Here is a 24,414-nt window from a genome sequence, read left to right as displayed (position 1 = left end):
ACACGAATAAATGCCATTCCCTTATTCCTGAATGGCATTAAAAGAATGAAATTATTTTTTATCCGTTTACCATGCGGGCCCCATTCCCCTCGGTCAGATGCCCGGGGTAGACGCATCACGCGATGAACCGTGGTTTGCGGTCACCGCGCATTTCAGGATCCAGAGCATTCGACTCTGGACCGAAAAAAAATTAGAGACGATAGGAGCGAAACAATGAACAAGTCCACTTTGGCCCTGGCTGTGGCCGTAGGGGTTTTGGCGCAGCAGGCAGGCGCCGCCGGTTTCATCGAAGACAGCAAGGCCACCCTGGGCCTGCGCAACTTCTACATCAACACCGATAACCGTGACGGTACCGGCGCCAATAAAAACGAAGAATGGGGCCAAGGCTTCGACCTGCGTTTCATCTCCGGTTACACCCAAGGAACTGTTGGCTTCGGTATCGATGCCATTGGCCTGCTGGGCGTACGCCTCGATTCCGGTGGCGGTACTAACGGTGCGACGGCCACGTCCTATGGCGGCACCGTGTTCCCTAGCAAATCCAACGGTGAAGCGGTCGATAACTTCTCCAGCCTGGGCCTGACGGCCAAGGCCAAGATCTCCCAGACTGAATTGAAGCTGGGTACTTTGCAGCCGAAGAATCCGGTCATTGCCACTAACGATGGTCGCCTGCTGCCACAAACCTGGCAGGGTGGCCAGATCACTTCTGGCGAGATCAAGGACCTGACCCTGGTCGGTGGCCAGATCGAAGCCGTGAAAGGTCGTAACTCCAGCAACAACGAACAACTGAGCATCGGCGGCGCGAACACCCGTGGCACAGCCTGGCGCGACAGCAACAAGTTCATCTACGCAGGCGGTGACTACAAAATCACCAAGGACCTGACTGCCCAGTACTACTACGGCAACCTGGAAGACTTCTACAAACAGCACTTCCTGGGTCTGGTTCATAGCTGGGCAATCGGCCCAGGTGTATTGAAGTCTGACCTGCGTTACTTCAATAGCTCTGATGACGGAAAAAACGGCACAGATTCGAACTACTACAGTTCGGGCAACTACACAGGCTTGCGTAATGGTCGCGGTGAAGTCTCCAACAACCTGTACAGCGGTCTGTTCCTTTACACCGTTGCAGGGCACACCTTCGGCGGTGGCTATCAGGTCAGCAACGGCAGTAGCGACTTCCCTTGGCTGAACCAGGGCGACGGTTCGTCGAACTACACCATCACCGACATGCAGATCCAGAAATTCGGCCGTGCTGGCGAGAAAACCTGGCAAGTACGCTACTCCTATGACTTCGCTAAAGTCGGCGTGCCTGGTCTGACTGCTGGTGCTGTGTACCTCAGAGGTGACGATATCGACACCGTGGGCACCAACGGCCAACAAGCTGCCTCGGGTGCCTCCGAGTGGGAACGCGACTTCACCCTCGCTTACGTGGTACCAGAAGGCCCTCTGAAAAACGTAGGCTTCATGTGGAAAAATGCTACCTGGCGCACCGACCTGCCGAACACCCGTTCGCAGGACGAAAACCGCCTGATCCTCAGCTATTCGATCCCGCTGTTGTAATAGCGCTCGCGTTACCGAAGTAAAAAACGCCCTGCCTGGCACCCTGCCGGGCGGGGTTTTTTGTGTTTTTTAACTGGCTTTTTATATGCATTTTAATTCTAAACAAATCAATATTTATTCTTTTTAATAGATAAAAAACGCAGGCACAGTTGAGCTCATCAAGCACTCACCAGGAGCAGCATCATGAGCCTCAGACTTGGCGACATCGCCCCCGACTTCGAACAGGATTCCAGTGCCGGCACCATTCGTTTTCATGAATGGCTGGGCAATAGCTGGGGCGTGCTGTTCTCCCACCCGGCAGACTTCACGCCGGTATGCACCACCGAGCTGGGCTTTACCGCCAAGCTGAAAGACCAGTTCGCCGAGCGGGGCGTCAAGGCGATTGCCCTGTCCGTGGACCCGGTGGATTCGCACCACAAATGGATCGAAGACATCAACGAGACCCAGGACACCCAGGTCAATTTCCCGATTCTGGCTGACGCCGATCGCAAGGTGTCGGACCTGTATGATCTGATTCATCCCAATGCCAACGACACCCTGACCGTGCGCTCGCTGTTCGTCATCGACCCGAACAAGAAGGTGCGGCTCACCATCACCTACCCAGCGAGCACTGGCCGTAACTTCCATGAAATCCTGCGGGTCATCGACTCGCTGCAACTCACCGACAACTACAAGGTGGCGACCCCCGCCAACTGGCAGGACGGTGATGAAGTAGTGATCGTGCCATCGCTCAAGGACGAGGAAGAAATCCAGAAGCGTTTTCCCAAAGGTTATCGCGCGGTGAAGCCGTACCTGCGCCTGACGCCGCAACCCAATCGTTGAAGATCAGAAGATCGCAGCCTCCGGCAGCTCCTACACGGATAGGCGGGCCCTGTAGGAGCTGCCGAAGGCTGCGATCTTTTTGAACCCACACCACAAAGCAGGGGATTTCAGGCCGTTTCGACGGCCTTTTTTTTCGCCTGGACATCCAGTCTCTTTATATCTCTTAATCGAATAACCAAATGAATAAATATGATTTATGGATATAACAATCAGCTGTTAAGGTCACTCCATCAAAGCGAGATCGCACACTGCGAATTGCCAAAATAGCTTAAGGAATTCCTGAATGCTGGTTGTCTCAATCGGTGGCAGTCCTAGCCAACGCTCCCGTTCCGGAGTGCTGCTGGACCACGCTCAGCGCTGGTTGCGCGAGCAAGGTGTGGAAGTGGTGAGTTACCAGGTACGGGACTTCCCGGCCGAAGACTTGCTGCATGCACGCTTCGATAGCCCCAAGGTGATCGACCTGCTGCAACAGATTGAAAACGCTGACGGCCTGCTGATCGCTACGCCGGTTTACAAGGCCTCGTTCTCCGGTGCACTGAAAACCGTGCTGGACCTGCTGCCCGAGCGTGCGTTGGACCACAAAGTGGTTTTACCCATGGCTACCGGCGGCAGTATCGCGCACATGCTGGCGGTGGATTACGCGCTCAAACCGGTGCTGTCGGCGCTCAAAGCCCAGGAAATGTTGCACGGGATTTTCGCCGTGGACAGTCAGATCGCTTACGGCGAGGGCAGCGCCCAGGCGCAGTTGGCGCCTGAGCTGGAACAACGACTCGATGAGTCACTGGAGCTGTTTCTCATCGCCATGGCGCGACGGCCGAAACCAATCGATCCGAACCTGTTGAATGAACGTTTGCTGAGTGCTCGCTGGAGCATTTGAGCCCGCACTCAATCTACCCTGAATTTGCTTCACTCCACCTTACTCAGCCGCTAACGGCCAAGCAGGTGCAGCCAAAACCCAACTGCAAAAAGGAGAGCGCTATGCGCACTGTCATTTTGCGTCGTGGTCTGGTCGCTCTGTTTGCTGCGGCTGTCACCTTCGGCGCCATTACTCAAGCTCAGGCCGAGACACTTCGAATCGGTTATCAGAAGTACGGCACCCTGGTGCTGCTCAAGGCCAAGGGTACTCTGGAGAAACGCCTCGCCGCCCAAGGTGTGGACGTGCAATGGACTGAATTCCCCGGTGGCCCGCAGTTGCTTGAAGGCCTGAACGTCGGCTCCATCGACTTCGGCGTTACCGGCGAAACCCCGCCGGTGTTTGCCCAGGCGGCCGGTGCCGATCTGCTCTATGTCGCCTATGAACCACCAGCGCCTCACAGCGAGGCGATCCTGGTGCCCAAAGACTCGCCGATCAAATCGGTGCAGGAACTCAAGGGCAAGAAAATCGCCCTGAACAAAGGCTCCAACGTTCACTACCTGCTGGTGCGGGCTCTAGAAGACGCCGGCCTCAAATACAGCGATGTCCAGACCGTGTTCCTGCCGCCTGCCGATGCCCGCGCCGCGTTCGAGCGTGGCAGTGTCGACGCCTGGGTCATCTGGGACCCGTACCAGGCTGCGGCCGAACAGCAACTGCAGGCCCGCACCCTGCGTGACGGCAAAGGCATCGTCGACAACCATCAGTTCTACCTGGCGACCAAACCCTACGCGCAGAAAAATCCCGAGGTGATCAAGACTTTGGTGGAGCAAGTGCGCGCAGTCGGCGAATGGTCCAAGGCCAACCCTGAAGACGTGACCCAACAGGTTTCGCCACTGCTTGGCCTGCCGGCAGACATCACCCTGACTTCGGTGAAACGCCAGGGCTACGGCGCGCTATTCCTGACCCCGGAAGTGGTGGCCGCGCAACAGAAGATCGCCGACAGCTTTTACCAGCTCAAGCTGATTCCGAAGCCGCTGAGCATCAAGGACGTGATCTGGACGCCACCGGCGGCCGTTGCCAAAGCACAGTAATTTGAATTCCTAAGGAGACCACTCCATGAGCCTCAACATCTTCTGGTTCCTGCCGACCCACGGCGACGGCCATTACCTTGGCACCGCCGAAGGCGCTCGCGCCGTCGACCACGGTTACCTGCAACAGATCGCGCAAGCAGCCGACCGCCTGGGCTTTGGCGGGGTGCTGATCCCCACCGGGCGCTCCTGCGAAGATTCGTGGCTGGTGGCCGCGTCGTTGATCCCGGTAACCCAGCGCCTGAAGTTTCTGGTTGCCCTGCGCCCCGGGATCATTTCCCCGACGGTGGCCGCGCGCCAGGCGGCGACGCTGGATCGGTTGTCCGGCGGGCGTGCGCTGTTCAACCTGGTGACCGGCGGAGATCCGGAAGAGTTGGCCGGCGATGGTCTGTTCCTGACCCACGAAGAGCGCTATCAGGCTTCGGTGGAGTTCACCCGCATCTGGCGTCGGGTGCTGGAAGGTGAAACCGTTGACTACGATGGTCAGCACATCAGCGTGAAGGGCGCCAAGCTGCTCTACCCACCGATCCAGCAACCGCGTCCACCGCTGTACTTCGGTGGCTCGTCGGAAGCGGCGCAGGACCTTGCCGCCGAGCAGGTCGAGATGGTTCTGACCTGGGGTGAGCCGCCGGCCGCTGTTGCCGAGAAGATCGAACAGGTACGGGCCAAGGCCTCCAAGTTGGGGCGTACCGTGCGGTTCGGGATTCGCTTGCACGTGATCGTTCGGGAAACCAATGCTGAAGCCTGGCAAGCGGCGGACCGGCTGATCTCCCACGTGGATGATGAAACCATCGCCCGCGCCCAGGCGTCGCTGTCGCGCTTCGATTCGGTTGGCCAGCAACGCATGGCCGCGCTGCACGGTGGCAGTCGCGACAACCTGGAAGTCAGCCCCAATCTCTGGGCCGGCGTCGGCCTGGTGCGTGGTGGTGCCGGCACGGCACTGGTGGGGGACGGTCCGACAGTGGCCGCCCGCGTAAAGGAATACGCGGACCTGGGCATCGATACGTTCATCTTCTCCGGTTATCCACACCTGGAAGAGTCCTATCGGGTTGCGGAGCTGTTGTTCCCGCACCTGGATATCGAGCGTCCGCAGCTGCCCCAGGGTGCCAACTACGTCAGCCCGTTCGGCGAGATGGTCGCCAACGATATCCTTCCCAAAGCCGCGTCGCAGAGCTGAGGCGCGCCATGAAGAAAGTTATCCACAACCTGGCGCCCTGGGCGTTGCCGGTGCTGTTGCTGGCGGTGTGGCAGTTGTCGGTGTCGACGGGCTGGTTGTCGACACGGATTCTGCCGGCGCCGATAGCCGTCATCGAAGCCGGCGTGAGCCTGGTGCGCAGCGGTGAAATCTGGACCCATCTGGCAATCAGCGGCTGGCGTGCTGCCTTGGGCTTTACCATCGGTGGCAGCATCGGCCTGGTGCTGGGTTTCATCACGGGCCTGTCGAAGTGGGGCGAGCGCCTGCTCGACAGTTCGGTGCAGATGGTGCGCAACGTGCCGCACCTGGCGCTGATCCCTCTGGTCATCCTGTGGTTTGGCATCGATGAGTCGGCGAAGATTTTCCTGGTGGCCCTGGGCACATTGTTCCCGATCTACCTCAACACTTATCACGGCATTCGCAACGTCGATCCGGCGCTGGTGGAGATGGCGCGCAGTTACGGTTTGTCCGGTTTCAGCCTGTTCCGCCAGGTGATCCTGCCGGGCGCACTGCCTTCGATCCTGGTCGGTGTGCGCTTCGCGTTGGGCTTCATGTGGCTGACGCTGATCGTTGCGGAAACCATTTCTGCCAGTTCCGGCATCGGTTACCTGGCAATGAATGCCCGGGAATTCCTGCAGACCGACGTGGTGGTGCTGGCGATCCTGTTGTACGCGGTGCTCGGCAAACTGGCCGACCTCGCTGCGCGCGGACTTGAACGAGTATGGCTGCGCTGGCATCCGGCCTATCAGGCTGCCAAGGGAGGTGCCGCATGACGGCTCAACAACCTCCACGCTTGCTGCGCGGAATTCCACTGGCGGTGCGCAAGTTGCAAAAGACCTTTGGTTCGCGGCAGGTGCTGCGCGAGATCGACCTGCACATTCCGGCCGGGCAGTTCGTGGCCGTGGTCGGGCGCAGCGGGTGCGGTAAAAGTACCTTGTTGCGCTTGCTCGCCGGCCTCGACAAACCCACTGGCGGTGAACTGCTGGCGGGTTCGGCGCCTTTGAGCGCTGCGCTGGAAGACACCCGCTTGATGTTCCAGGAAGCGCGTCTGCTGCCGTGGAAAAAAGTTATCGACAACGTTGGCCTAGGGCTCAAGGGCAACTGGCGGCCACAAGCACTGGACGCGTTGGAGTCAGTTGGCCTGGCCGACCGCGCCAATGAGTGGCCTGCGGCGCTGTCCGGTGGGCAGAAGCAGCGCGTGGCCTTGGCCCGCGCGCTGATCCACCAACCGCGCTTGCTGTTGCTGGACGAGCCCTTGGGCGCTCTCGATGCCCTGACCCGAATTGAAATGCAGCAACTGATCGAACGCCTCTGGCAAAAGCACGGCTTCACGGTGTTGCTGGTGACCCACGACGTCAGTGAAGCGGTCGCGATTGCAGATCGGGTCATCCTGATCGAAGAGGGTGAAGTCGGCCTCGACCTCCACGTGGAACTACCGCGCCCTCGGGTTCGCGGTTCCCACCGGCTGGCGGCGCTGGAGACCGAAGTCCTCAACCGCGTGCTGTCACTGCCCGGCGAGCCGCCGGAACCGGAACCTGTTTCACCATTGCCCACGCAATTGCGTTGGGCGCAATAACTCACCTTATCCAACGACAGGAACAACCTCATGACTATCAAGGCCATCAACGTTCGTAATCAGTTCAAAGGCTCGATCAAGGAAATCGTGCTGGGCGACGTGCTGTCGGAAATCGACGTGCAGACCGCTTCGGGCATCGTCACTTCAGTCATCACCACTCGTTCTGTCAAAGAGCTTGAGCTGGTGGTGGGCAGTGAAGTGATCGCGTTCGTGAAATCCACCGAGGTGTCGATCGCCAAGTTGTAAAGGGCGTGCACTGCGCACAACCCCGGAGGGTGTGAGCCCTTCGGGTTTTTTGTGTGCGTGATTCAGTGGAGTCAGCGGTGTGGCCATCGCGGGCAAGCCCGCTCCCACAGGTTGATGTGTCACTTACAAAATCTGTGTTCGCTGGAGATTCTTGTGGGAGCGGGCTGGCCCGCGATGAGGCCAGCATGACATGTGCCGTAGTCAGATTGAGTGAGCGCGCTTGGGCATATAAGGCGGCAGATAAAGCCCCAGATACGCATCAAACACCCGCATCCCTTCCTCAGCCATGCGCGGCGTGATCTGCCCATGCTGCTGCACCGAACGCGCATACACCCGATCCCCCAGCTCCATCGCCAGCGCAAACACATCGACATCACTCGGCAACTTCGGCAGTTCGAAGTGATGATCGAAGAGCTTGTGCATCAGTTCGCCCAGCTCGATGTCGTGTTGGCGGTCGGCCTGGGTGACTTCGGTCAGGCCGTGCTGGGCAAGAATCAATTGTCGGGCGGCGGCGTCGTCGCTGTAGATGTCGAGCATGCGCTGCTCCACCAGGCGTGACAGGTCGCGCCAGCCGCTGAGGGCGTTGTGGTCGATGGGGGCTTGCAGGCATGCCCGGAAAGCGGCGTGGACGTCGGCCGTCAGCGCTTCGAGCAAGGACGGTACGCTGGCGAAAAAGTGATACACCGAGGACGGCGGGATTTCGGCGCGCTCGGCCACGCTGTAGATCGACAGGCTGCCCACGCCTTCGGCGGCCAGCAGCGTACGGGCGGCGTCGAGTATGGAATCGATCCGCGCCTGGCTGCGGGCGCGAGGTTTGCGGACGGTGGCGGTGCGCGTCATTGGAGACTCCTGCGGGGCAGGGGGCATTGTACGAGCCGGGTGATGTGTTGTCTTGTCGGCCGCCATCGCTGGCAAGCCAGCTCCCACAAGGATTTCCAGCGAAACACACATTTTGTGTGCGGCAAGTGACTTGTGGGAGCTGGCAAGCCCGCTCCCACAAGTCACTTGCCGTACACAAAATGAGTGTTTCGCTGGAAAACCTTGTGGGAGCTGGCAAGCCCGCTCCCACAAGTCACTTGCCGTACACAAAATGAGTGTTTCGCTGGAAAACCTTGTGGGAGCTGGCAAGCCCGCTCCCACAAGTCACTTGCCGTACACAAAATGAGTGTTTCGCTGGAAAACCTTGTGGGAGCTGGCAAGCCAGCTCTCAAGGATTTCCAGCGAAACACTCATTTTGTGTACGGCAAGTGACTTGTGGGAGCTGGCTTGCCAGCGATCCGCCGCAGGCGGCCATAAAAAAAACGCCGTCAGCTCTACCAGCCGACGGCGTTCGTTTTTTACTGCAACCGCTTAAACGGTATGCAGGTACCAGTTGTACTCAAGATCGGAGATGGAGTGTTCAAACTCCTCCAGCTCGCTCTCTTTACACGCGACAAAAATGTCGATGTATTTTGGATCGATGTACTTGGCCATCACTTCGCTGTCGTCCAGCTCGCGCAGTGCATCACGCAGGTTGTTCGGCAGGCTCTGCTCGTTCTGCTCGTAGGAGTTGCCTTCCACGGGCGCGCCCGGTTCGATCTTGTTGACCAGGCCGTGGTGCACGCCAGCCAGGACCGAAGCCATCAGCAGGTACGGGTTGGCGTCGGCGCCGGCAACACGGTGCTCCAGGCGGACCGCGTCGGCGGAACCGGTCGGTACTCGTACCGCTACAGTCCGGTTATCCAGACCCCAGCACGGCGCATTGGGCACGTAGAACTGTGCGCCGAAGCGACGGTAGGAGTTGACGTTCGGGCACAGGAAAGCCATCTGCGCCGGTAGGGTCTCGAGCACACCGCCGATCGCGTGACGCAGTGCGGCGTTCTGCTCGGGATCCTCACTGGCAAAAATATTCTTGCCGTCTTTATCAAGGATCGAGATATGGACGTGCAGTCCATTTCCTGCCTGGCCCGGGTAAGGCTTGGCCATGAAGGTGGTGTCCATCTCATGGTCGTAGGCGATGTTCTTGATCAGGCGCTTGAGCAGTACCGCGTAGTCACACGCCTTGATGGCGTCGGCCACGTGGTGCAGGTTCACTTCGAACTGCGCCGGGGCACTTTCCTTGACGATCGCGTCGGCAGGAATGCCTTGCTCCTTAGCACCTTCCAGAATGTCCTGGAGGCAGTCGACGTATTCGTCGAGGTCGTCGATCAGGTAGACCTGTGTCGAGTGCGGGCGTTTGCCGGAGATCGGCGAGCGCGGAGGTTGCGGGCGACCGTTCACGTTCTCCTGGTCGATCAGGTAGAACTCCAGTTCGAAAGCGGCACAGATCGTAAGACCCATTTCGTCGAACTTGGCGACAACCTGACGCAGGACTTCCCGGGGGTCGGCGAAGAAGGGTTCACCTTCGAGTTCGTGCATGGTCATCAACAGTTGCGCAGTAGGGCGCTTCTGCCAAGGCTCGTTGCACAGGGTGTCAGGGATTGGATAACAGATTCGGTCAGCATCGCCGATGTCCAGGCCCAGGCCGGTGCTTTCCACCGTCGAGCCGTTGATATCCAGGGCAAAGAGGGAGGCCGGCAGGTTGATGCCTTTCTCGTAAACCTTGTGGAGGCTGGTGCGTTCGATGCGCTTGCCGCGCACCACACCATTCATATCCGCAATCAGAAGGTCAACGTACAGAACCTCAGGATGTTCCTTAAGGAACGCGTTCGCTTCGTTAAGCTGAACGGCACGCGGGGGTACCGACATGATGCAACACCTTTGTTGTTAAAAATATCAATCATTGATCTCTTCGGGTTTCAGTCAACCCGAACGGCATGCCGAAGTCAAGCGAGGCCTTTTTTGCCCTAAAAAAGCGCCCGTGAGGCTTTTTTGAGGCACTTTGGGGCGTTTTTTTGCCCTCGGGCTTATTGCCAGCCGCAGGCTTGAGCGGGCCGTGTTGTATTTTTTACGGGGGTGTTGTGTAAAAAAATGAACAAGGCTAAGCTCGAATCAAACCCATAACAGCAATAATACCGGGGTGTTTCATGTCTCGCCTGCCGTTAATCGGCGTCACCGGCTGCTCACGGCAGACCGATCAGCTGGCAGCGTCCGATATTCTGGACGGTCTGGATGGCATTCTCTTTACCGGCTCTGCATCCAATATAGAACCGTTTTACTCCAGCGGCCCGTACTTCGTAGCGCAGACTGCCGGTAATTGTGCACGCCTCACCCATACACCTGTTGCCCCACGCTTCTTTCGAGGCGAGCATTCATGTGCCCGGCAATTGCAAGGGCAATCTGTACCACACGACGCCGATGCGTCAAACAACGCCTGACTTATCAGAGTCCGGAAACTCAGCCTAAGAGGCATTTATGAGTCACAACCTCGACCAGCTCACCGATTGGTTGAAAGACCACAAGATCACAGAAGTCGAATGCATGATCGCCGATCTGACCGGTATCACCCGGGGCAAGATTTCGCCGACCAACAAATTCATTGCGGAAAAAGGCATGCGCCTGCCCGAAAGCGTTCTGTTACAGACCGTGACTGGCGACTATGTCGAAGACGACATCTATTACGAACTGCTCGACCCGGCCGACATCGACATGATCTGCCGTCCCGACCAGAACGCGGTGTACCTGGTGCCGTGGTCCGTGGAGCCCACCGCCCAGGTGATCCACGACACCTATGACAAGCAAGGCAACCCGATTGAGCTGTCGCCGCGCAACGTGCTCAAGAAAGTGCTGAAACTCTATGCCGACAAAGGCTGGCAGCCGATCGTGGCGCCGGAAATGGAGTTTTACCTGACCAAGCGCAGTGACGACCCGGACTACCCGTTGCAACCGCCAATTGGCCGTTCCGGTCGTCCGGAAATCGGTCGTCAGTCGTTTTCCATCGAAGCGGCGAACGAGTTCGACCCGTTGTTCGAAGACGTCTATGACTGGTGCGAACTGCAGGAGCTGGACCTCGACACACTGATCCACGAGGACGGTACGGCGCAGATGGAAATCAACTTCCGTCACGGTGATGCCCTGTCCCTGGCCGACCAGATCCTGATCTTCAAGCGCACCATGCGCGAAGCGGCACTCAAGCATGATGTGGCCGCCACCTTCATGGCCAAGCCCATGACCGGTGAGCCGGGCAGCGCGATGCACTTGCACCAGAGCATTATCGACATAGAGACCGGCAAGAATGTCTTCTCTAATGAAGACGGGACCATGAGCCAGCTGTTCCTGCACCACATCGGCGGGCTGCAGAAGCTGATCCCCGAGCTGCTGCCGCTGTTCGCACCGAACGTCAACTCGTTCCGCCGCTTCCTGCCGGATACCTCGGCACCGGTAAACGTGGAGTGGGGCGAAGAAAACCGCACGGTGGGCCTGCGGGTGCCGGATGCCGGGCCACAGAACCGTCGAGTGGAAAACCGCCTGCCGGGTGCCGATGCCAACCCTTACCTGGCGATCGCCGCGAGCCTGCTCTGCGGTTACATCGGCATGGTCGAAGGCTTGAACCCAAGTGCGCCGGTGGTGGGACGTGGTTATGAACGCCGCAACCTGCGCCTGCCACTGACCATCGAGGACGCGTTGGAGCGCATGGAAAACAGCGCGACCGTCGAGAAGTACCTGGGCAAGAAATTCATCACTGGCTATGTCGCGGTCAAGCGGGCCGAGCATGAAAACTTCAAGCGCGTGATCAGTTCGTGGGAGCGGGAATTCCTGCTCTTCGCCGTCTGATGCGCTGCGGCGCGGTAGGAAATAACCGCGCCCTCACTGCAAACTTAGGAGAATTCGCATGACTAGTAACAATCCGCAAACCCGTGAGTGGCAAGCACTGAGCAACGACCATCACCTGCCACCGTTCAGTGACTTCAAGCAGCTGAAGGAAAAAGGCCCGCGCATCATCACCAGCGCCAAGGGCGTCTACCTGTGGGACAGCGAAGGCAACAAGATCCTCGACGGCATGGCCGGCCTGTGGTGTGTGGCTATCGGTTACGGTCGCGACGAACTGGCTGACGCAGCCAGCAAGCAGATGCGCGAGCTGCCGTACTACAACCTGTTCTTCCAGACCGCTCACCCTCCCGTACTGGAACTGGCCAAGGCCATTGCCGATATCGCGCCGGAAGGCATGAACCACGTGTTCTTCACCGGCTCCGGTTCCGAAGGCAATGACACCATGCTACGGATGGTGCGCCACTACTGGGCGATCAAGGGCCAGCCGAACAAGAAAGTCATCATCAGCCGCAAGAACGGCTATCACGGTTCCACTGTGGCCGGCGCGAGCCTGGGTGGCATGACTTATATGCACGAACAGGGCGACCTGCCGATTCCAGGCATCGTTCACATTGCCCAGCCGTACTGGTTCGCCGAAGGCGGCGACATGACGCCTGAAGAGTTTGGCGTGTGGGCTGCCAACCAGCTGGAAGAAAAAATTCTGGAAATCGGCGTTGATAACGTCGGTGCCTTTATTGCCGAGCCGATCCAGGGTGCCGGTGGCGTGATCATTCCGCCTGAGACCTACTGGCCGCGCATCAAGGAAATCCTCGCCAAGTACGACATCCTTTTCGTGGCGGACGAAGTGATCTGCGGTTTCGGTCGTACAGGCGAGTGGTTCGGTTCCGATTTCTATGACCTCAAGCCCGACATGATGACCATCGCCAAAGGCCTCACCTCCGGCTACATCCCTATGGGTGGCCTGATCGTGCGCGACGAAGTGGTGGCAGTGCTCAACGAAGGCGGCGACTTCAACCACGGTTTCACCTATTCCGGTCACCCGGTGGCGGCTGCGGTGGCGCTGGAAAACATTCGCATCATCCGTGATGAAAAAATCATCGAGCACGTCCACGCAGAAACGGCACCGTATTTGCAAAGTCGCCTGCGGGAACTGAACGATCACCCACTGGTGGGCGAAGTACGTGGGGTAGGGCTGCTGGGGGCCATCGAACTGGTCCAGGACAAGGCCACTCGCAAGCGTTACGAAGGTAAAGGCGTCGGCATGATTTGCCGCACCTTCTGCTTCGACAACGGCCTGATCATGCGCGCCGTCGGCGACACCATGATCATTGCTCCGCCACTGGTGATCACCAAGGCGGAAATCGATGAGCTGGTGACCAAGGCTCGCAAGTGCCTGGACCTGACACTGAGTGCGCTGCAAGCCTAAGTGCTAGGCTCTGAGCGGGGTGCAAGGTTTGCATTTCGCTCAGGGCAAACAAAGGATGGGTCTTTCCTTGAAAGGCTGCCTCGGATCTTGCCAGACTACCGGTTGTTTCAGATGCCCGGCAAAGGCCGCTGAGCACGTGGTTAAAAAGAAAAATTGGAGCATTACCCATGAAGGCATTAGGTATGAAGATAGCTGGCAAGACCCTCCTGGCCATGTCCCTGATGGGCATGATGGCAGGCGCAGTTCAAGCGGACGACAAGGTTCTGCACGTATACAACTGGTCTGATTACATCGCGCCGGACACCGTCAAGAAGTTCGAAGCCGAGTCGGGCATCAAGGTGGTCTACGACGTATTCGACAGCAACGAAACGCTGGAGGCGAAGTTGCTGGCAGGCAAGTCCGGCTACGACATCGTCGTGCCGTCGAACAACTTCCTGGCCAAGCAGATCAAGGCTGGCGTTTACCAGAAACTCGACAAGTCCAAACTGCCGTTGTGGAAAAACCTCAATACCGACCTGCTCAAAGCGGTATCGGTGAGCGATCCGGGTAACGAACATGCATTCCCGTACATGTGGGGTTCGATCGGTATCGGCTTCAACGACGAAAAGGTCAAGGCAGCACTGGGTGCCGATGCACCAACCAATTCCTGGGACCTGATCTTCAAGCCTGAAAATGCTGCCAAGCTGAAATCATGCGGCATCAGTGTCCTCGATTCGCCAACCGAGATGATTCCGGTGGCGCTGCACTACCTGGGCTATCCGACCGACAGCCAGGACAAGAAACAGCTGGCTGAAGCTGAAGCACTGTTCCTGAAAGTCCGTCCTTCGATCGGCTACTTCCATTCGTCCAAGTACATCTCCGACCTCGCCAACGGCAACATCTGTGTGGCCATCGGTTACTCGGGCGACATCTACCAGGCCAAGTCCCGTGCGGCTGAAGCCGGTGACAAGGTGAAGGTCAGCTACAACATTCCCAAAGAAGGTGCTGGCAGCTTCTACGACATGGTCGCCATCCCTAAAGATGCCGAAAACGTCGAAGGTGCCTACAAGTTCATGACCTTCCTGATGAAGCCGGAAATCATGGCGGAGATCACCAACGCCGTGCGCTTCCCGAACGGTAACGCAGCGGCAACAGCGCTGGTTGATAAAGACATCACCAGCGACCCGGGCGTTTATCCACCAGCCGACGTTCTGGCCAAGCTGTACGCGATTGCCGACTTGCCGGCCGCTACCCAGCGAATCCTGACCCGCAGCTGGACCAAGATCAAATCGGGTAAATAAATAAACCTGTAGGAGCGAGCTCGCTCGCGAAGAACGCTGGAGCACCGTTGGGTGTCAGGCCTCCCTGGTTATCGTTGGCGACCATCGCGAGCGAGCTCCTACAGGGCTATATGCATAAAAGTTTTGCTGGAACGGTTTTTCGAGGGTAAGTTGCGCGCCGGTTTGTTGTCGGGCAGTCGAGGGCTGTCATGCAGCGCGGGGCAACTTGGGCCCAACTAATTTCAGAGGACCTCCACTTGCCTATTTCTTCTTTGTTTCGCAATGCCCTGTTGATGGCTGCCGGACTGACAGTTGCTTTCGGTGCCCAGGCTGCCGGTACGGTGCATATTTATAACTGGTCGGATTACATCGGTCAGACCACCCTGGAAGACTTCCAGAAAGAAACCGGCATCAAGCCGGTGTATGACGTCTTCGACTCCAACGAAACCCTGGAAGGCAAGTTGCTGGCCGGGCGCACCGGTTACGACGTCGTCGTGCCGTCCAACCACTTCCTGGGCAAACAGATCAAGGCGGGCGCATTCCAGAAACTCGACAAGTCGAAGCTGCCCAACTATTCGAACCTCGACCCAGTGCTGCTCAAGCGCCTGGAGCAGAACGATCCCGGCAACCTCTATGCCGTGCCGTACCTGTGGGGCACTAACGGCATCGGTTACAACGTCGATAAGGTCAAGGCGGTACTGGGTGTCGACAAGATCGATTCCTGGGCCGTGCTGTTCGAGCCGGAGAACATCAAGAAGCTTCACAGCTGTGGTGTCGCCTTCCTCGATTCGGCTGACGAAATGATGCCGACAGTGCTCAACTACATGGGCCTGGATGCCAACAGTACCAACCCGCAGGACTACAAGAAGGCTGAGGCCAAGTTGCTGGCGGTGCGGCCTTACGTGACTTACTTCCACTCCTCCAAGTACATCTCGGACCTGGCCAACGGCGACATCTGCGTGGCTATCGGTTTCTCCGGCGACATGTTCCAGGCGAAAAACCGCGCTGAAGAAGCGAAGAAGGGCGTGAACATCGCCTACTCGATTCCCAAGGAAGGTGGCGCGCTGTGGTTTGACATGCTGGCGATTCCAAAGGACTCGAGCAACGTCAAGGAAGCCCACGCCTTCATTAACTATTTGCTGAAACCTGAGGTCATCGCCCAGGTCAGTGACTACGTCGGCTACGCCAACCCTAACCCTGGGTCGGACAAACTGATGGAGCAGTCCATTCGCACCGACGAAGCGGTTTATCCACCGCAGGCAGTCCTCGACAAGACCTACGTGTCCATCGAGCTGCCACCCAATATTCAACGTTTGATGACCCGCAGCTGGACCAAGGTCAAGTCGGGTAAATAGCTTCAAAACTATCCAAGGTTGGCTCACCTTGAGCGAACTGCACTCTGTTTTTTTGGGAGTTTCGTAAATGGCAGTTGCCTCCGGCGCCTACAAGAAAGCCCTCGAGGGCGACCAGACACCTAAACAGGTGCTGGTCAAAATCGACCGGGTCACGAAGAAGTTCGACGAGACGATTGCCGTGGACGATGTGTCCCTGGAAATCAAGAAAGGCGAGATTTTCGCCCTGCTCGGCGGTTCGGGATCGGGCAAGTCCACGTTGCTGCGCATGCTTGCGGGCTTCGAACGGCCTACGGAGGGGCGCATTTTCCTCGACGGTGTGGACATCACCGATATGCCGCCGTACGAGCGGCCGATCAACATGATGTTCCAGTCCTACGCCTTGTTCCCGCACATGACCGTGGCACAGAACATTGCCTTCGGCCTCAAGCAGGACAAGATTCCCGCGGCCGAAGTCGACGCCCGCGTAGCCGAAATGCTCAAGCTGGTGCAGATGAGCCAGTACGCCAAGCGCAAGCCGCATCAACTGTCTGGCGGCCAGCGTCAGCGTGTGGCCCTGGCGCGCTCCCTGGCCAAGCGGCCGAAGCTGTTGCTGCTCGATGAGCCAATGGGCGCACTGGACAAGAAACTGCGCTCGCAGATGCAGCTGGAGCTGGTCGAGATCATCGAACGAGTCGGTGTAACCTGCGTCATGGTGACCCACGACCAGGAAGAGGCCATGACCATGGCCGAGCGCATCGCGATCATGCACCTGGGCTGGATCGCCCAGATCGGCAGCCCGATCGACATCTACGAAACCCCGACCAGCCGCCTGGTCTGTGAATTCATCGGTAACGTGAACATCTTCGAAGGCGAAGTCATCGACGACGCCGAAGGCCACGCGATCATTACCTGCAAGGACCTGGACCGCAAAATCTACGTGGGCCACGGCATCAGCACCTCGGTGCAGGACAAGTCGGTCACCTACGCGATCCGTCCGGAAAAACTGCTGGTTACCGCCGACATGCCGACGTGCGAATACAACTGGTCCAGCGGCAAGGTCCACGACATCGCCTACCTGGGCGGCCACTCGGTGTTCTACGTCGAGCTGCCAAGCGGCAAGCTGGTGCAGTCATTCGTGGCCAACGCCGAGCGTCGAGGCCAGCGTCCGACCTGGGGCGACCAGGTGTATGTGTGGTGGGAAGACGATAGCGGCGTGGTACTTCGCTCATGAACATGCGCAAATTCAAACGCCGCCTCAATCGAATAATTCCCGGTGGCCGCCAGCTGGTCATCGGGGTTCCGTTCATCTGGCTGTTCCTGTTCTTCATGTTGCCGTTCTTCATCGTATTGAAGATCAGCTTCGCCGAAGCCGACGTGGCCATTCCGCCGTACACCGAGATCTACAGCTTCATCGACCAGAAGCTCCAGGTGCTGTTGAACCTGGGCAACTACGCGATGCTGGGCGACGACGAGCTGTACATCGCCGCGTATCTTGGCTCGTTGAAGATGGCGCTGATCAGCACTGTCCTCTGCCTGCTGATCGGCTATCCGATGGCCTACGCCATCGCCAGTGCCCGCAAAGAGATGCAGACGGTGCTGGTGCTGCTGATCATGATGCCGACCTGGACCGCGATCCTGATCCGCGTGTATGCGTGGATGGGCATCCTCAGTAACAACGGCCTGCTCAACGGCTTCCTGATGACCATGGGCTGGATCAACGAACCGCTGCAGATTCTCAACACCAACCTGGCGGTGTATATCGGCGTGGTTTATTCCTACCTGCCGTTCATGATCCTGCCGCTTTACGCCAACCTGGTGAAGCATGACAACAGCCTGCTGGAGGCGGCCTCCGACCTGGGCTCAAGCACGTTCAACAGCTTCTGGAAAATCACCATTCCATTGTCCAAGAACGGCATCGTCGCTGGCTGCATGCTGGTGTTCATTCCGGTCGTGGGTGAGTTCGTCATCCCGGAACTGCTCGGCGGTCCGGAAACCCTGATGATCGGTAAAGTGCTGTGGCAGGAATTCTTCAACAACCGTGACTGGCCGGTGGCGTCTGCCCTGGCGGTGGTGATGCTGGCGATCCTGATCGTGCCGATCATCCTGTTCAACCGTAGCCAGGCCAAAGAGATGGAGGGCAAGGAATGAAGCGCTTCCGTTTCTCGAGTTTCATGCTGGTAGTGGGACTGCTGTTCATCTACGCGCCGATGCTGATCCTGGTGATCTACTCGTTCAACGCCTCGAAACTGGTGACGGTATGGGGCGGCTGGTCGATCAAGTGGTACGTCGGCCTGATGGACAACAGCCAACTGATGGGCTCGGTGCTGCGCTCGCTGGAGATCGCCTGCTACACGGCGGTCGCGGCGGTAGCGCTGGGTACACTGGCGGCCTTCGTGTTGACCCGAATCACCCACTTCAAGGGGCGCACGTTGTTCGGTGGCCTTGTCACCGCGCCGCTGGTGATGCCCGAGGTGATTACCGGTCTGTCGTTGTTGCTGCTGTTCGTGGCAATGGCACAGATGATCGGCTGGCCCCAGGAACGTGGCATCGTCACCATCTGGATCGCTCACACGACGTTCTGTGCGGCGTATGTGGCGGTGGTGGTGTCGGCGCGCCTGCGTGAGCTGGACCTGTCCATCGAAGAGGCCGCCATGGACCTTGGCGCACGGCCGTGGAAGGTGTTCTTCCTGATCACCATCCCGATGATCGCGCCATCGCTGGCAGCGGGGGGCATGATGTCCTTCGCGTTGTCCCTGGATGACCTGGTGTTGGCGAGTTTCGTTTCCGGGCCGGGTTCTACGACCTTGCCGATGGAAGTGTTCTCGGCCGTGCGCCTGGGCGTGAAGCCTGAGATCAACGCCGTGGCCAGTTTGATTCTGCTGGCGGTGTCGCTGGTGACCTTCCTGGTGTGGTTCTTCAGCCGTCGTGCGGAAGAGTCGCGCAAGAAAGCGATCCAGCAGGCCATTGAGGAAAGCGCTGCCGACTCATGGAAGCAACCGGACGTGCGTCGCGCGCAGGCACCGGAAGCCGTTTGAGTCTGTAGGCTCGAACACCTGTGGGAGCGAGCCTGCTCGCGATGAAGGTTTAACGTTCAACGAAGATGTTGAATGTCAGTCCGCAATCGCGAGCAGGCTCACGCCGGCAAGGGCTGTTCGCTGGGTGCGGAGTCCAGGTGCGGCAGCCCCGCAGCATGAAGTCTTCCACAGGTTTTTCAGCGGTCAGGAAATCCACGGGGACTTGCGGATGATCTCGACGAAGTTCATCGGCTTGAAACCTGGCTCACTGTCCACCAGCACATCCGCATTCACCGTGCCGAAGGTGGTGCCTGGCTTGTCCTTGAAGCCGTTGGCAAAGGCACACAGGATGCACTCCTTGAACCCTTCACCCCGTGGATGCGCATGCACCACCGCTTCGCGCTGCACGGTGGAAAACGCCGCGTAATCGATGCCCAGTACATCCATCTCGACCCCGGCTGTTACCAGGGCCACGTTGGGGCGAAGGTGTTGCGGCACTCCCGGCGTGGTGTGCAAGGCAATCGATAACCACACCTGTTCGATGTCGTCATCGCTTAAGCCATAGGGCTTGAGGAAGGCTTTGGCGGCGTTCGCGCTGTCGACCTCGAAACGCTCATCGGCAGAGCGGTGGCTTTCCACCAGGCCCAGGTCATGAAACATCGCGCCGACGTAGAGTAGTTCCGGGTCGTAGGCCAACTGCTGGCGTTCGCCGCTAAGAGCGCCGAACAGGAACACCCGGCGAGAGTGGTGATAAAGCAGGTCTGACTCGACGTCGCGAATGTATTCGGTGGTGGCCCTGGCCAGGGCGCTGTCGGGGATCTGGATGCCGGCGATGTGGCTGCTCATGGGTGCTTTCCTCGTGGGGAACGCCTTGGTGGCGCTGATGGAACAAGTCTGTTCCTGCACCACACAGCGGACAATCAAGCCATGGCTGCGATCCTTGCCAATGAACATGCATATCGCGCCAGCCTCGCTTGTTGCGCCGCGATTGGCTAAGTTCCTGTAGGCGCGAGCTTGCTCGCGATGGAGGTGAACGATGAAGAGGGCTGGCTGGACGAAATGGCGCCATTGAGTCCATTGCGAGCGAGCTCACTCCTGCAGGGGGCATTGAATGGGGGCAAGTCTGTCATGAGTAAAACCGTTGCCATCGTGGTCTTTGCCGGCGTTCAGTCCCTGGACGTCACCGGGCCCATGGATGTGTTTTCCGAGGCCAATCGTTTCCTGGCACGGGCCGACCACTATCGCCTGGAAGTCATTGGTGTCGAGCATGGGGTGATGGCCTGTTCCAACGGTTTGGCAGTCAATGCCCATCGGCATTACTGCGAAGCGCTGGAGGACTATGACCTGCTTCTGGTGGCCGGCGGCCCGCAGTTGCCGTACATGAATTTCGGCGCGACTTTTGATGCCTGGCTGCGCGACGCCAGCGCTCGGGCGCAACGGTTCGGCTCGATCTGCAATGGCGCATTCATGCTTGCCCGAGCCGGGCTGCTGGAAGGCAAAACGGTGACCACCCACTGGGGCGATGCGGCGGCGCTGGCCGCTTTATGTCCTGGTACGCGTGTCGAAGCCGACCGGCTGTACGTGCAGGATGGTGCGCTGTACACCTCGGCGGGAGTGACTGCAGGGATTGATCTGTCGCTGTTCCTGCTGGCCCAGGATCACGGCCCGGAAGTCGCCTTGAGCGTGGCGAAGCGCCTGGTGGTGTTCACCCAGCGCTCGGGCGGGCAGTCGCAGTTCAGTCCATTCCTCACGCCCCATGCCGAACCGACCTCGGCGGTGGCGCTGGTGCAGCTCCATGTGCTGGCCAACCTCACCGGGGACCTGACCATCGCCGACCTGGCCAACGCCGCAAACATGAGCACCCGTAATTTTTCCCGGGTGTTCGCCCGGGAAGCGAAGATCACCCCGGCGGAGTTCGTCGAAAGAGCGAGGTTGGATGCGGCGCGGGTGTTGCTGGAGAGCACCCGTGCACCACTGAAGACAGTGGCGTATCAGTGTGGTTTTCGCGATGCACAGCACATGCGCAGTGTGTTCAACCGGCGGCTGGGGGTGACGCCCCAGCAGTTCAGGCTGAATTTTGCGGTGGTGGTGTGAGGCAGAGGTCTGGGGTGTCCATGCGCGCCCCATCGCGGGCAAGCCCGCTCCCACAATGGTCGCGCCGATTACGAATTATGTGTACGGCGCAAATCCTGTGGGAGCGGGCTTGCCCGCGAAGGCGTCAGCCTAGCCAACACAAATCTACTGAGCCACTGGCACCAACTTCAAAGTACTGCGCGTATTCGCCGCCACTTCCTCCTCATTGAGGTAAGCCTGGAAATAAACCCCTTCGATATACGCCTCGGCCTGGTCTTCATAGTGGCTGTTAAAGGGCACGCCGCTCTGACCGACCGGGTTGACGGTCAGGCTGTGGGCCGGGTCGGCGAAGTCGATCAGGCGCCGGGTCGACGGGCCATAGGTGACAGGCCAGGGCGCCGGGCCGATCTTCGCCGACAGGTTGTTGGGGACTTCATGAGTGCCCGGCGCTGCGAAGGGCCCGACGTTGAAGACCTGGTCCAGCGGTTTTTGCTGCCCTACCGGATGACCATGGGTCAGGGTATGCGCCTTGCCCCACTGCCACTGCGCGAAGTCTGCGCCAAGCGTGTTCCGAAGGTGCGCCAGGCTCGCTTGCCATGCCACCTTGACCGTGTCGGCGCGGGTTTCCCTGACGAGGGTGTCGCGGTTGTCCCACCACGGTGAATCCGCGCTGGCGGCCAGGCGCGGCAGTGCTGCATCGATCACCCGGGTCGACAGCAGGGTTTCGAAAAACCCATCGCCCAGCTCGTCATGCATGGTTGCGTCAGTCAGGTTGAACAGGAACTGGTTGAACAGCGTGGCACTGGTGGAGTCCAGCGGGTAATCACCTTGCCACCGGGCCAGTTGCTCCACCAGCCGCAGTTCGGCAGGATCGCTCACCACTTCGCGTAACACCGGCAACAATGGGGCGAGCAAGCGTGGCCCGTAGCCGGTGGTGGTGCCCAGTTGCAGCTTCTGGCTGGCTTCCAGGTCCCACTTGACGGCTTTGTCGCCGAGCTGGCGATTGAGCTGCTGGCCACGATCCGCCAGGTTGTAGTACCCGGGGATGTCCATGCCGGTTGGCGATACCGGCTGGAAGTTGGCCGACACGATGTAGCCCCGCGACGGATTTTCTTCCTGAGGGTTGGCGCTGAACGGGTAGAAGCCGTCCTTCTCCGCCTCGGCAGTGCTGCCATCGAGAATAAAGCCACCCCGCACCCCTGCGGGACGCTTGGGTAGCTGCGCTGCCGCCCACCAGCCGATGTCGCCCTTGGCATTGGCCCAGACGATGTTCAGGCCGGGCGCCTGGACCTTGGCTGCGGCACTGCGCGCCTTGGCCAGGGTGTCGGCGCGGTTGAGCTGGTAGAAGCCTTCGAGAATCGGATTGGGGCTTTCGAGGAAGCCCCACCACATGGCGATCGGGGTCTTGCCCACGTTCGCGCCCAGCGCATCGTTGACGATCGGCCCATGGGGCGACTGGCGCAGTACCAGGGTCACTGGGGCCTGACCCTTAACCGCGATCTGCTGCTCGCTGGAGGTCATGTCCACCCACTTGCCGCGATACCAGACCTGGTTGGGATTGTCCGGATTGACCTTCTCCGCGATCAGGTCCAGGTCATCGTTCTGGAACATGGTGATGCTCCAGCCGAAATCGTGATTCAGGCCGAGTGACGCAAACGGCATCAGCGCCTGATAGTGACCGTAAAGGTCAAAGCCGGGTGCCGAGAGCTGCGCCTCATACCATACCGACGGCGCCGAGAAGCGAATGTGCGGGTCACCCGCCAGCAGCGGCTTGCCGCTCTTGGTGCGGCTGCCGGCGACGACCCAGGCGTTGCTGCCTTCGAACTGCGGCAGGCCGTGCTCCGCCAGGGCCTGTTCACTCAGTCGGGCGAGGGCGTTGAGGTCCTTCCAGTCGACACTGGCAAGGGGCCTGGCAGCGCCACCCTGCTGACTGGCCAGCACGCCTTTGGGCTGCCAGTCGAGATCGAACACATTGAGGTAGTTCGCGCCGAGTTGATCACGCACGTAGGTCAGCAGGGGCTCGGTACGAAACGCTGCGGCGAAACTGTAGGCCATGTAGCCGGCGATGCTGATGGTGTCCTGTGCGGTAAACGGGCGCTTGGGGATGCCCAGCACGTCGAACTCCACCGGTCGCGCATGGCTGTCCTGGTACTGATTGATGCCGTCCAGATACGCCTGCATGGCGATAAACGCCGGCGACTGTTGATCCAGGCTGGCGAAGTAGGTCTCAGCGCGCTCCCGGATGCGCAGGCTACGCATCAGCTTGTCGGTATCGAGCAGTTTGGGCCCCAGCACTTCGGCCAGTTCACCTCGGGCGAGGCGACGCAGGACTTCCATCTGGAACAGCCGGTCCTGGGCGTGCACATAGCCCAGCGCGCGGTACAGGTCGGGTTCGTTTTCGGCGCGGATATGCGGGACGCCGCGTTCGTCGTAGCGCACCGTGACCGGACCCTGCAGGTGTTGCAGTTCAACCATGCCCGTGCGCGTCGGCTGTTTGCTATAGACGTACCAGCCAGCGCCGGCGACGAGCAGCACAACCAGCAGGACGAGAACGGTCAGGAGGCGTTTCATGGTGATTCCTTGTTCTTGTTATGAGTGACAGCAATTCCCTGGCGACACTGTTTAACACGACCTGCCGCGACGGCCCATCGCCCTTAGGAGGGATTCGTATTGCCGGATCTTCCCTACTTCGTTGCCGCCACAGGCCAGGGGCAGTAACACCCCACCGCCAGTGTGTGAGTGGCGCTCACCTCACGCCCTTCGTTCAGCGCCTGCAGGATCGGTTCGATGAAGCTGTTACTGGAATTGCACGTCAGGCCTTCGCTGTAGGGGCCAAAATAGGCCAGTTTGCCGGTTCGATCCCATATCGCCACGGCGGGGCTGGCGGGGATCTGCTCGGAGCCAGGCAACACGTTGATGTTTTTCAGCCCGCCCAGGGTGCTCGGTAACTGACCGTGGCTACCGGGTTTTTGCACCGAGTAGAACTCGATGCCCTGTGGAACATAACGCTCGACAAGCTCACTGAGATGCTGCTGGTTGCCGACATTGCAGGGGCACGCAGGGTCCCAGAAGTGCACCAGGCGAATGGCCCCGGGGCCTGCAAGGTCGTCCGGCAGACGCAAGGGGTCGCCGGAGAATACTGCCGTATGTTCGCTGAATGCGCGCAGGTAGCGACCTTGAAACCAGTCGTATGCCGCCCACAGTACGACGGCGCACACGAGGGTGAGCAGGCTGGCGAGCAGTGTGGTGCGGTAGGCCGGGCGCATGGAATGCTTTCCTTGG

The 24,414-nt window shown here is 59.3% G+C and carries 22 protein-coding genes; 17 read left to right on the top strand and 5 right to left on the bottom strand.

The window, feature by feature from the left end; translation table 11 throughout:
* Positions 1-213: 213 nt before the first annotated feature.
* From HYI44_RS04410 to HYI44_RS04375, 8 genes are all read left to right on the top strand, one after another.
* On the top strand, positions 214-1,557 hold the full coding sequence (locus tag HYI44_RS04410) for an OprD family porin (protein WP_122841073.1): 1,344 nt from the start codon (positions 214-216) through the stop codon (positions 1,555-1,557).
* A 183-nt stretch (positions 1,558-1,740) separates the two neighbouring features.
* Positions 1,741-2,379, top strand: a complete 639-nt coding sequence (locus HYI44_RS04405; RefSeq protein ID WP_122841074.1) for a peroxiredoxin — start codon at positions 1,741-1,743, stop codon at positions 2,377-2,379.
* Positions 2,380-2,662: 283 nt separating this feature from the next.
* The gene (gene ssuE, locus HYI44_RS04400) at positions 2,663-3,256 is read left to right on the top strand and encodes an NADPH-dependent FMN reductase (protein ID WP_225568864.1); all 594 of its coding nucleotides are present in this window, start codon (positions 2,663-2,665) and stop codon (positions 3,254-3,256) included.
* Positions 3,257-3,357: 101 nt separating this feature from the next.
* Positions 3,358-4,323, top strand: coding sequence for a sulfonate ABC transporter substrate-binding protein (locus HYI44_RS04395; RefSeq protein WP_225568863.1), 966 nt, complete (start codon positions 3,358-3,360; stop codon positions 4,321-4,323).
* 25 nt (positions 4,324-4,348) lie between these two features.
* Positions 4,349-5,497 carry an FMNH2-dependent alkanesulfonate monooxygenase gene (ssuD, locus tag HYI44_RS04390; protein ID WP_225568862.1) on the top strand — a complete coding sequence of 383 codons (1,149 nt, stop codon included), beginning with the start codon at positions 4,349-4,351 and terminating at the stop codon, positions 5,495-5,497.
* 8 nt (positions 5,498-5,505) lie between these two features.
* Entirely contained in the window at positions 5,506-6,288 is a 783-nt protein-coding gene (gene ssuC / locus HYI44_RS04385) for an aliphatic sulfonate ABC transporter permease SsuC (RefSeq protein WP_225568861.1), read from the top strand.
* Positions 6,285-7,091 carry an aliphatic sulfonates ABC transporter ATP-binding protein gene (ssuB, locus tag HYI44_RS04380; protein ID WP_225568860.1) on the top strand — a complete coding sequence of 269 codons (807 nt, stop codon included), beginning with the start codon at positions 6,285-6,287 and terminating at the stop codon, positions 7,089-7,091. The genes ssuC and ssuB overlap by 4 nt, the downstream gene beginning before the upstream one ends.
* Positions 7,092-7,121: 30 nt before the next feature.
* Entirely contained in the window at positions 7,122-7,337 is a 216-nt protein-coding gene (locus HYI44_RS04375) for a TOBE domain-containing protein (RefSeq protein WP_003229256.1), read from the top strand.
* A 201-nt stretch (positions 7,338-7,538) separates the two neighbouring features.
* Here the strand turns inward: HYI44_RS04375 and HYI44_RS04370 are convergent, their stop codons facing one another.
* Together HYI44_RS04370 and HYI44_RS04365 are read right to left on the bottom strand one after the other, a co-directional pair.
* Positions 7,539-8,177 carry a TetR/AcrR family transcriptional regulator gene (locus HYI44_RS04370; protein ID WP_122841081.1) on the bottom strand — a complete coding sequence of 213 codons (639 nt, stop codon included), beginning with the start codon at positions 8,175-8,177 and terminating at the stop codon, positions 7,539-7,541.
* Positions 8,178-8,687: 510 nt separating this feature from the next.
* The gene (locus tag HYI44_RS04365; RefSeq protein WP_122841083.1) at positions 8,688-10,064 is read right to left on the bottom strand and encodes a glutamine synthetase family protein; all 1,377 of its coding nucleotides are present in this window, start codon (positions 10,062-10,064) and stop codon (positions 8,688-8,690) included.
* A gap of 278 nt (positions 10,065-10,342) precedes the next feature.
* Between HYI44_RS04365 and HYI44_RS04360 the strand changes: the two genes are divergently transcribed.
* The 8 genes from HYI44_RS04360 to HYI44_RS04325 all read left to right on the top strand — a co-directional run bounded on the left by HYI44_RS04360 (position 10,343) and on the right by HYI44_RS04325 (position 19,080).
* A complete protein-coding gene (locus HYI44_RS04360) occupies positions 10,343-10,633 on the top strand; it encodes a glutamine amidotransferase (RefSeq protein ID WP_225568859.1) in 291 nt (96 codons plus the stop codon).
* Between the two features lie 37 nt (positions 10,634-10,670).
* On the top strand, positions 10,671-12,029 hold the full coding sequence (locus HYI44_RS04355; protein WP_045059752.1) for a glutamine synthetase family protein: 1,359 nt from the start codon (positions 10,671-10,673) through the stop codon (positions 12,027-12,029).
* A gap of 58 nt (positions 12,030-12,087) precedes the next feature.
* Entirely contained in the window at positions 12,088-13,452 is a 1,365-nt protein-coding gene (locus HYI44_RS04350; RefSeq protein ID WP_225568858.1) for an aspartate aminotransferase family protein, read from the top strand.
* A 182-nt stretch (positions 13,453-13,634) separates the two neighbouring features.
* Positions 13,635-14,732 (top strand): polyamine ABC transporter substrate-binding protein, encoded by a 1,098-nt coding sequence (locus HYI44_RS04345; protein ID WP_122841084.1) that lies wholly within the window; start codon positions 13,635-13,637, stop codon positions 14,730-14,732.
* A gap of 236 nt (positions 14,733-14,968) precedes the next feature.
* Entirely contained in the window at positions 14,969-16,066 is a 1,098-nt protein-coding gene (locus HYI44_RS04340) for a polyamine ABC transporter substrate-binding protein (RefSeq protein WP_122841085.1), read from the top strand.
* 67 nt (positions 16,067-16,133) lie between these two features.
* Positions 16,134-17,276 carry an ABC transporter ATP-binding protein gene (locus HYI44_RS04335; protein ID WP_045059756.1) on the top strand — a complete coding sequence of 381 codons (1,143 nt, stop codon included), beginning with the start codon at positions 16,134-16,136 and terminating at the stop codon, positions 17,274-17,276.
* Positions 17,273-18,193 (top strand): ABC transporter permease subunit, encoded by a 921-nt coding sequence (locus tag HYI44_RS04330; protein ID WP_122841086.1) that lies wholly within the window; start codon positions 17,273-17,275, stop codon positions 18,191-18,193. Before HYI44_RS04335 ends, HYI44_RS04330 begins: the two co-directional genes overlap by 4 nt.
* Complete coding sequence (locus HYI44_RS04325) at positions 18,190-19,080, top strand: ABC transporter permease subunit (RefSeq protein WP_122841087.1); 891 nt, start codon at positions 18,190-18,192, stop codon at positions 19,078-19,080. The genes HYI44_RS04330 and HYI44_RS04325 overlap by 4 nt, the downstream gene beginning before the upstream one ends.
* A gap of 183 nt (positions 19,081-19,263) precedes the next feature.
* Here the strand turns inward: HYI44_RS04325 and HYI44_RS04320 are convergent, their stop codons facing one another.
* The gene (locus HYI44_RS04320) at positions 19,264-19,905 is read right to left on the bottom strand and encodes an HD domain-containing protein (RefSeq protein ID WP_122841282.1); all 642 of its coding nucleotides are present in this window, start codon (positions 19,903-19,905) and stop codon (positions 19,264-19,266) included.
* Positions 19,906-20,187: 282 nt separating this feature from the next.
* On the opposite strand from HYI44_RS04320, the gene HYI44_RS04315 reads away from it, so the two are divergent.
* Positions 20,188-21,153, top strand: a complete 966-nt coding sequence (locus HYI44_RS04315; RefSeq protein ID WP_122841283.1) for a GlxA family transcriptional regulator — start codon at positions 20,188-20,190, stop codon at positions 21,151-21,153.
* A 144-nt stretch (positions 21,154-21,297) separates the two neighbouring features.
* Here HYI44_RS04315 and HYI44_RS04310 read toward each other — a convergent pair whose 3' ends face one another.
* The gene (locus HYI44_RS04310) at positions 21,298-23,703 is read right to left on the bottom strand and encodes a penicillin acylase family protein (protein WP_225568857.1); all 2,406 of its coding nucleotides are present in this window, start codon (positions 23,701-23,703) and stop codon (positions 21,298-21,300) included.
* 113 nt (positions 23,704-23,816) lie between these two features.
* The gene (locus HYI44_RS04305) at positions 23,817-24,398 is read right to left on the bottom strand and encodes a DUF6436 domain-containing protein (protein ID WP_045059761.1); all 582 of its coding nucleotides are present in this window, start codon (positions 24,396-24,398) and stop codon (positions 23,817-23,819) included.
* Between the last annotated feature and the right edge of the window lie 16 nt (positions 24,399-24,414).

The sequence above is a fragment of the Pseudomonas sp. Y24-6 genome (genome assembly GCF_020295325.1).
In the GTDB taxonomy this organism is placed as follows: domain Bacteria; phylum Pseudomonadota; class Gammaproteobacteria; order Pseudomonadales; family Pseudomonadaceae; genus Aquipseudomonas; species Aquipseudomonas gregormendelii.
The sequence above is the reverse complement of the archived record's forward strand: the minus strand, read 5'-3'. Positions and strand labels throughout refer to the sequence as shown.

Bases quoted from the DNA above. Each gene is read 5' to 3' on its own strand.
- HYI44_RS04410 (WP_122841073.1), top strand. From the start codon at position 214: ATGAACAAGTCCACTTTGGCCCTGGCTGTGGCCGTAGGGGTTTTGGCG.
- HYI44_RS04405 (WP_122841074.1), top strand. From the start codon at position 1,741: ATGAGCCTCAGACTTGGCGACATCGCCCCCGACTTCGAACAGGATTCC.
- ssuE (WP_225568864.1), top strand. From the start codon at position 2,663: ATGCTGGTTGTCTCAATCGGTGGCAGTCCTAGCCAACGCTCCCGTTCC.
- HYI44_RS04395 (WP_225568863.1), top strand. From the start codon at position 3,358: ATGCGCACTGTCATTTTGCGTCGTGGTCTGGTCGCTCTGTTTGCTGCG.
- ssuD (WP_225568862.1), top strand. From the start codon at position 4,349: ATGAGCCTCAACATCTTCTGGTTCCTGCCGACCCACGGCGACGGCCAT.
- ssuC (WP_225568861.1), top strand. From the start codon at position 5,506: ATGAAGAAAGTTATCCACAACCTGGCGCCCTGGGCGTTGCCGGTGCTG.
- ssuB (WP_225568860.1), top strand. From the start codon at position 6,285: ATGACGGCTCAACAACCTCCACGCTTGCTGCGCGGAATTCCACTGGCG.
- HYI44_RS04375 (WP_003229256.1), top strand. From the start codon at position 7,122: ATGACTATCAAGGCCATCAACGTTCGTAATCAGTTCAAAGGCTCGATC.
- HYI44_RS04370 (WP_122841081.1), bottom strand. From the start codon at position 8,177: ATGACGCGCACCGCCACCGTCCGCAAACCTCGCGCCCGCAGCCAGGCG.
- HYI44_RS04365 (WP_122841083.1), bottom strand. From the start codon at position 10,064: ATGTCGGTACCCCCGCGTGCCGTTCAGCTTAACGAAGCGAACGCGTTC.
- HYI44_RS04360 (WP_225568859.1), top strand. From the start codon at position 10,343: ATGTCTCGCCTGCCGTTAATCGGCGTCACCGGCTGCTCACGGCAGACC.
- HYI44_RS04355 (WP_045059752.1), top strand. From the start codon at position 10,671: ATGAGTCACAACCTCGACCAGCTCACCGATTGGTTGAAAGACCACAAG.
- HYI44_RS04350 (WP_225568858.1), top strand. From the start codon at position 12,088: ATGACTAGTAACAATCCGCAAACCCGTGAGTGGCAAGCACTGAGCAAC.
- HYI44_RS04345 (WP_122841084.1), top strand. From the start codon at position 13,635: ATGAAGATAGCTGGCAAGACCCTCCTGGCCATGTCCCTGATGGGCATG.
- HYI44_RS04335 (WP_045059756.1), top strand. From the start codon at position 16,134: ATGGCAGTTGCCTCCGGCGCCTACAAGAAAGCCCTCGAGGGCGACCAG.
- HYI44_RS04330 (WP_122841086.1), top strand. From the start codon at position 17,273: ATGAACATGCGCAAATTCAAACGCCGCCTCAATCGAATAATTCCCGGT.
- HYI44_RS04325 (WP_122841087.1), top strand. From the start codon at position 18,190: ATGAAGCGCTTCCGTTTCTCGAGTTTCATGCTGGTAGTGGGACTGCTG.
- HYI44_RS04320 (WP_122841282.1), bottom strand. From the start codon at position 19,905: ATGAGCAGCCACATCGCCGGCATCCAGATCCCCGACAGCGCCCTGGCC.
- HYI44_RS04315 (WP_122841283.1), top strand. From the start codon at position 20,188: ATGAGTAAAACCGTTGCCATCGTGGTCTTTGCCGGCGTTCAGTCCCTG.
- HYI44_RS04310 (WP_225568857.1), bottom strand. From the start codon at position 23,703: ATGAAACGCCTCCTGACCGTTCTCGTCCTGCTGGTTGTGCTGCTCGTC.
- HYI44_RS04305 (WP_045059761.1), bottom strand. From the start codon at position 24,398: ATGCGCCCGGCCTACCGCACCACACTGCTCGCCAGCCTGCTCACCCTC.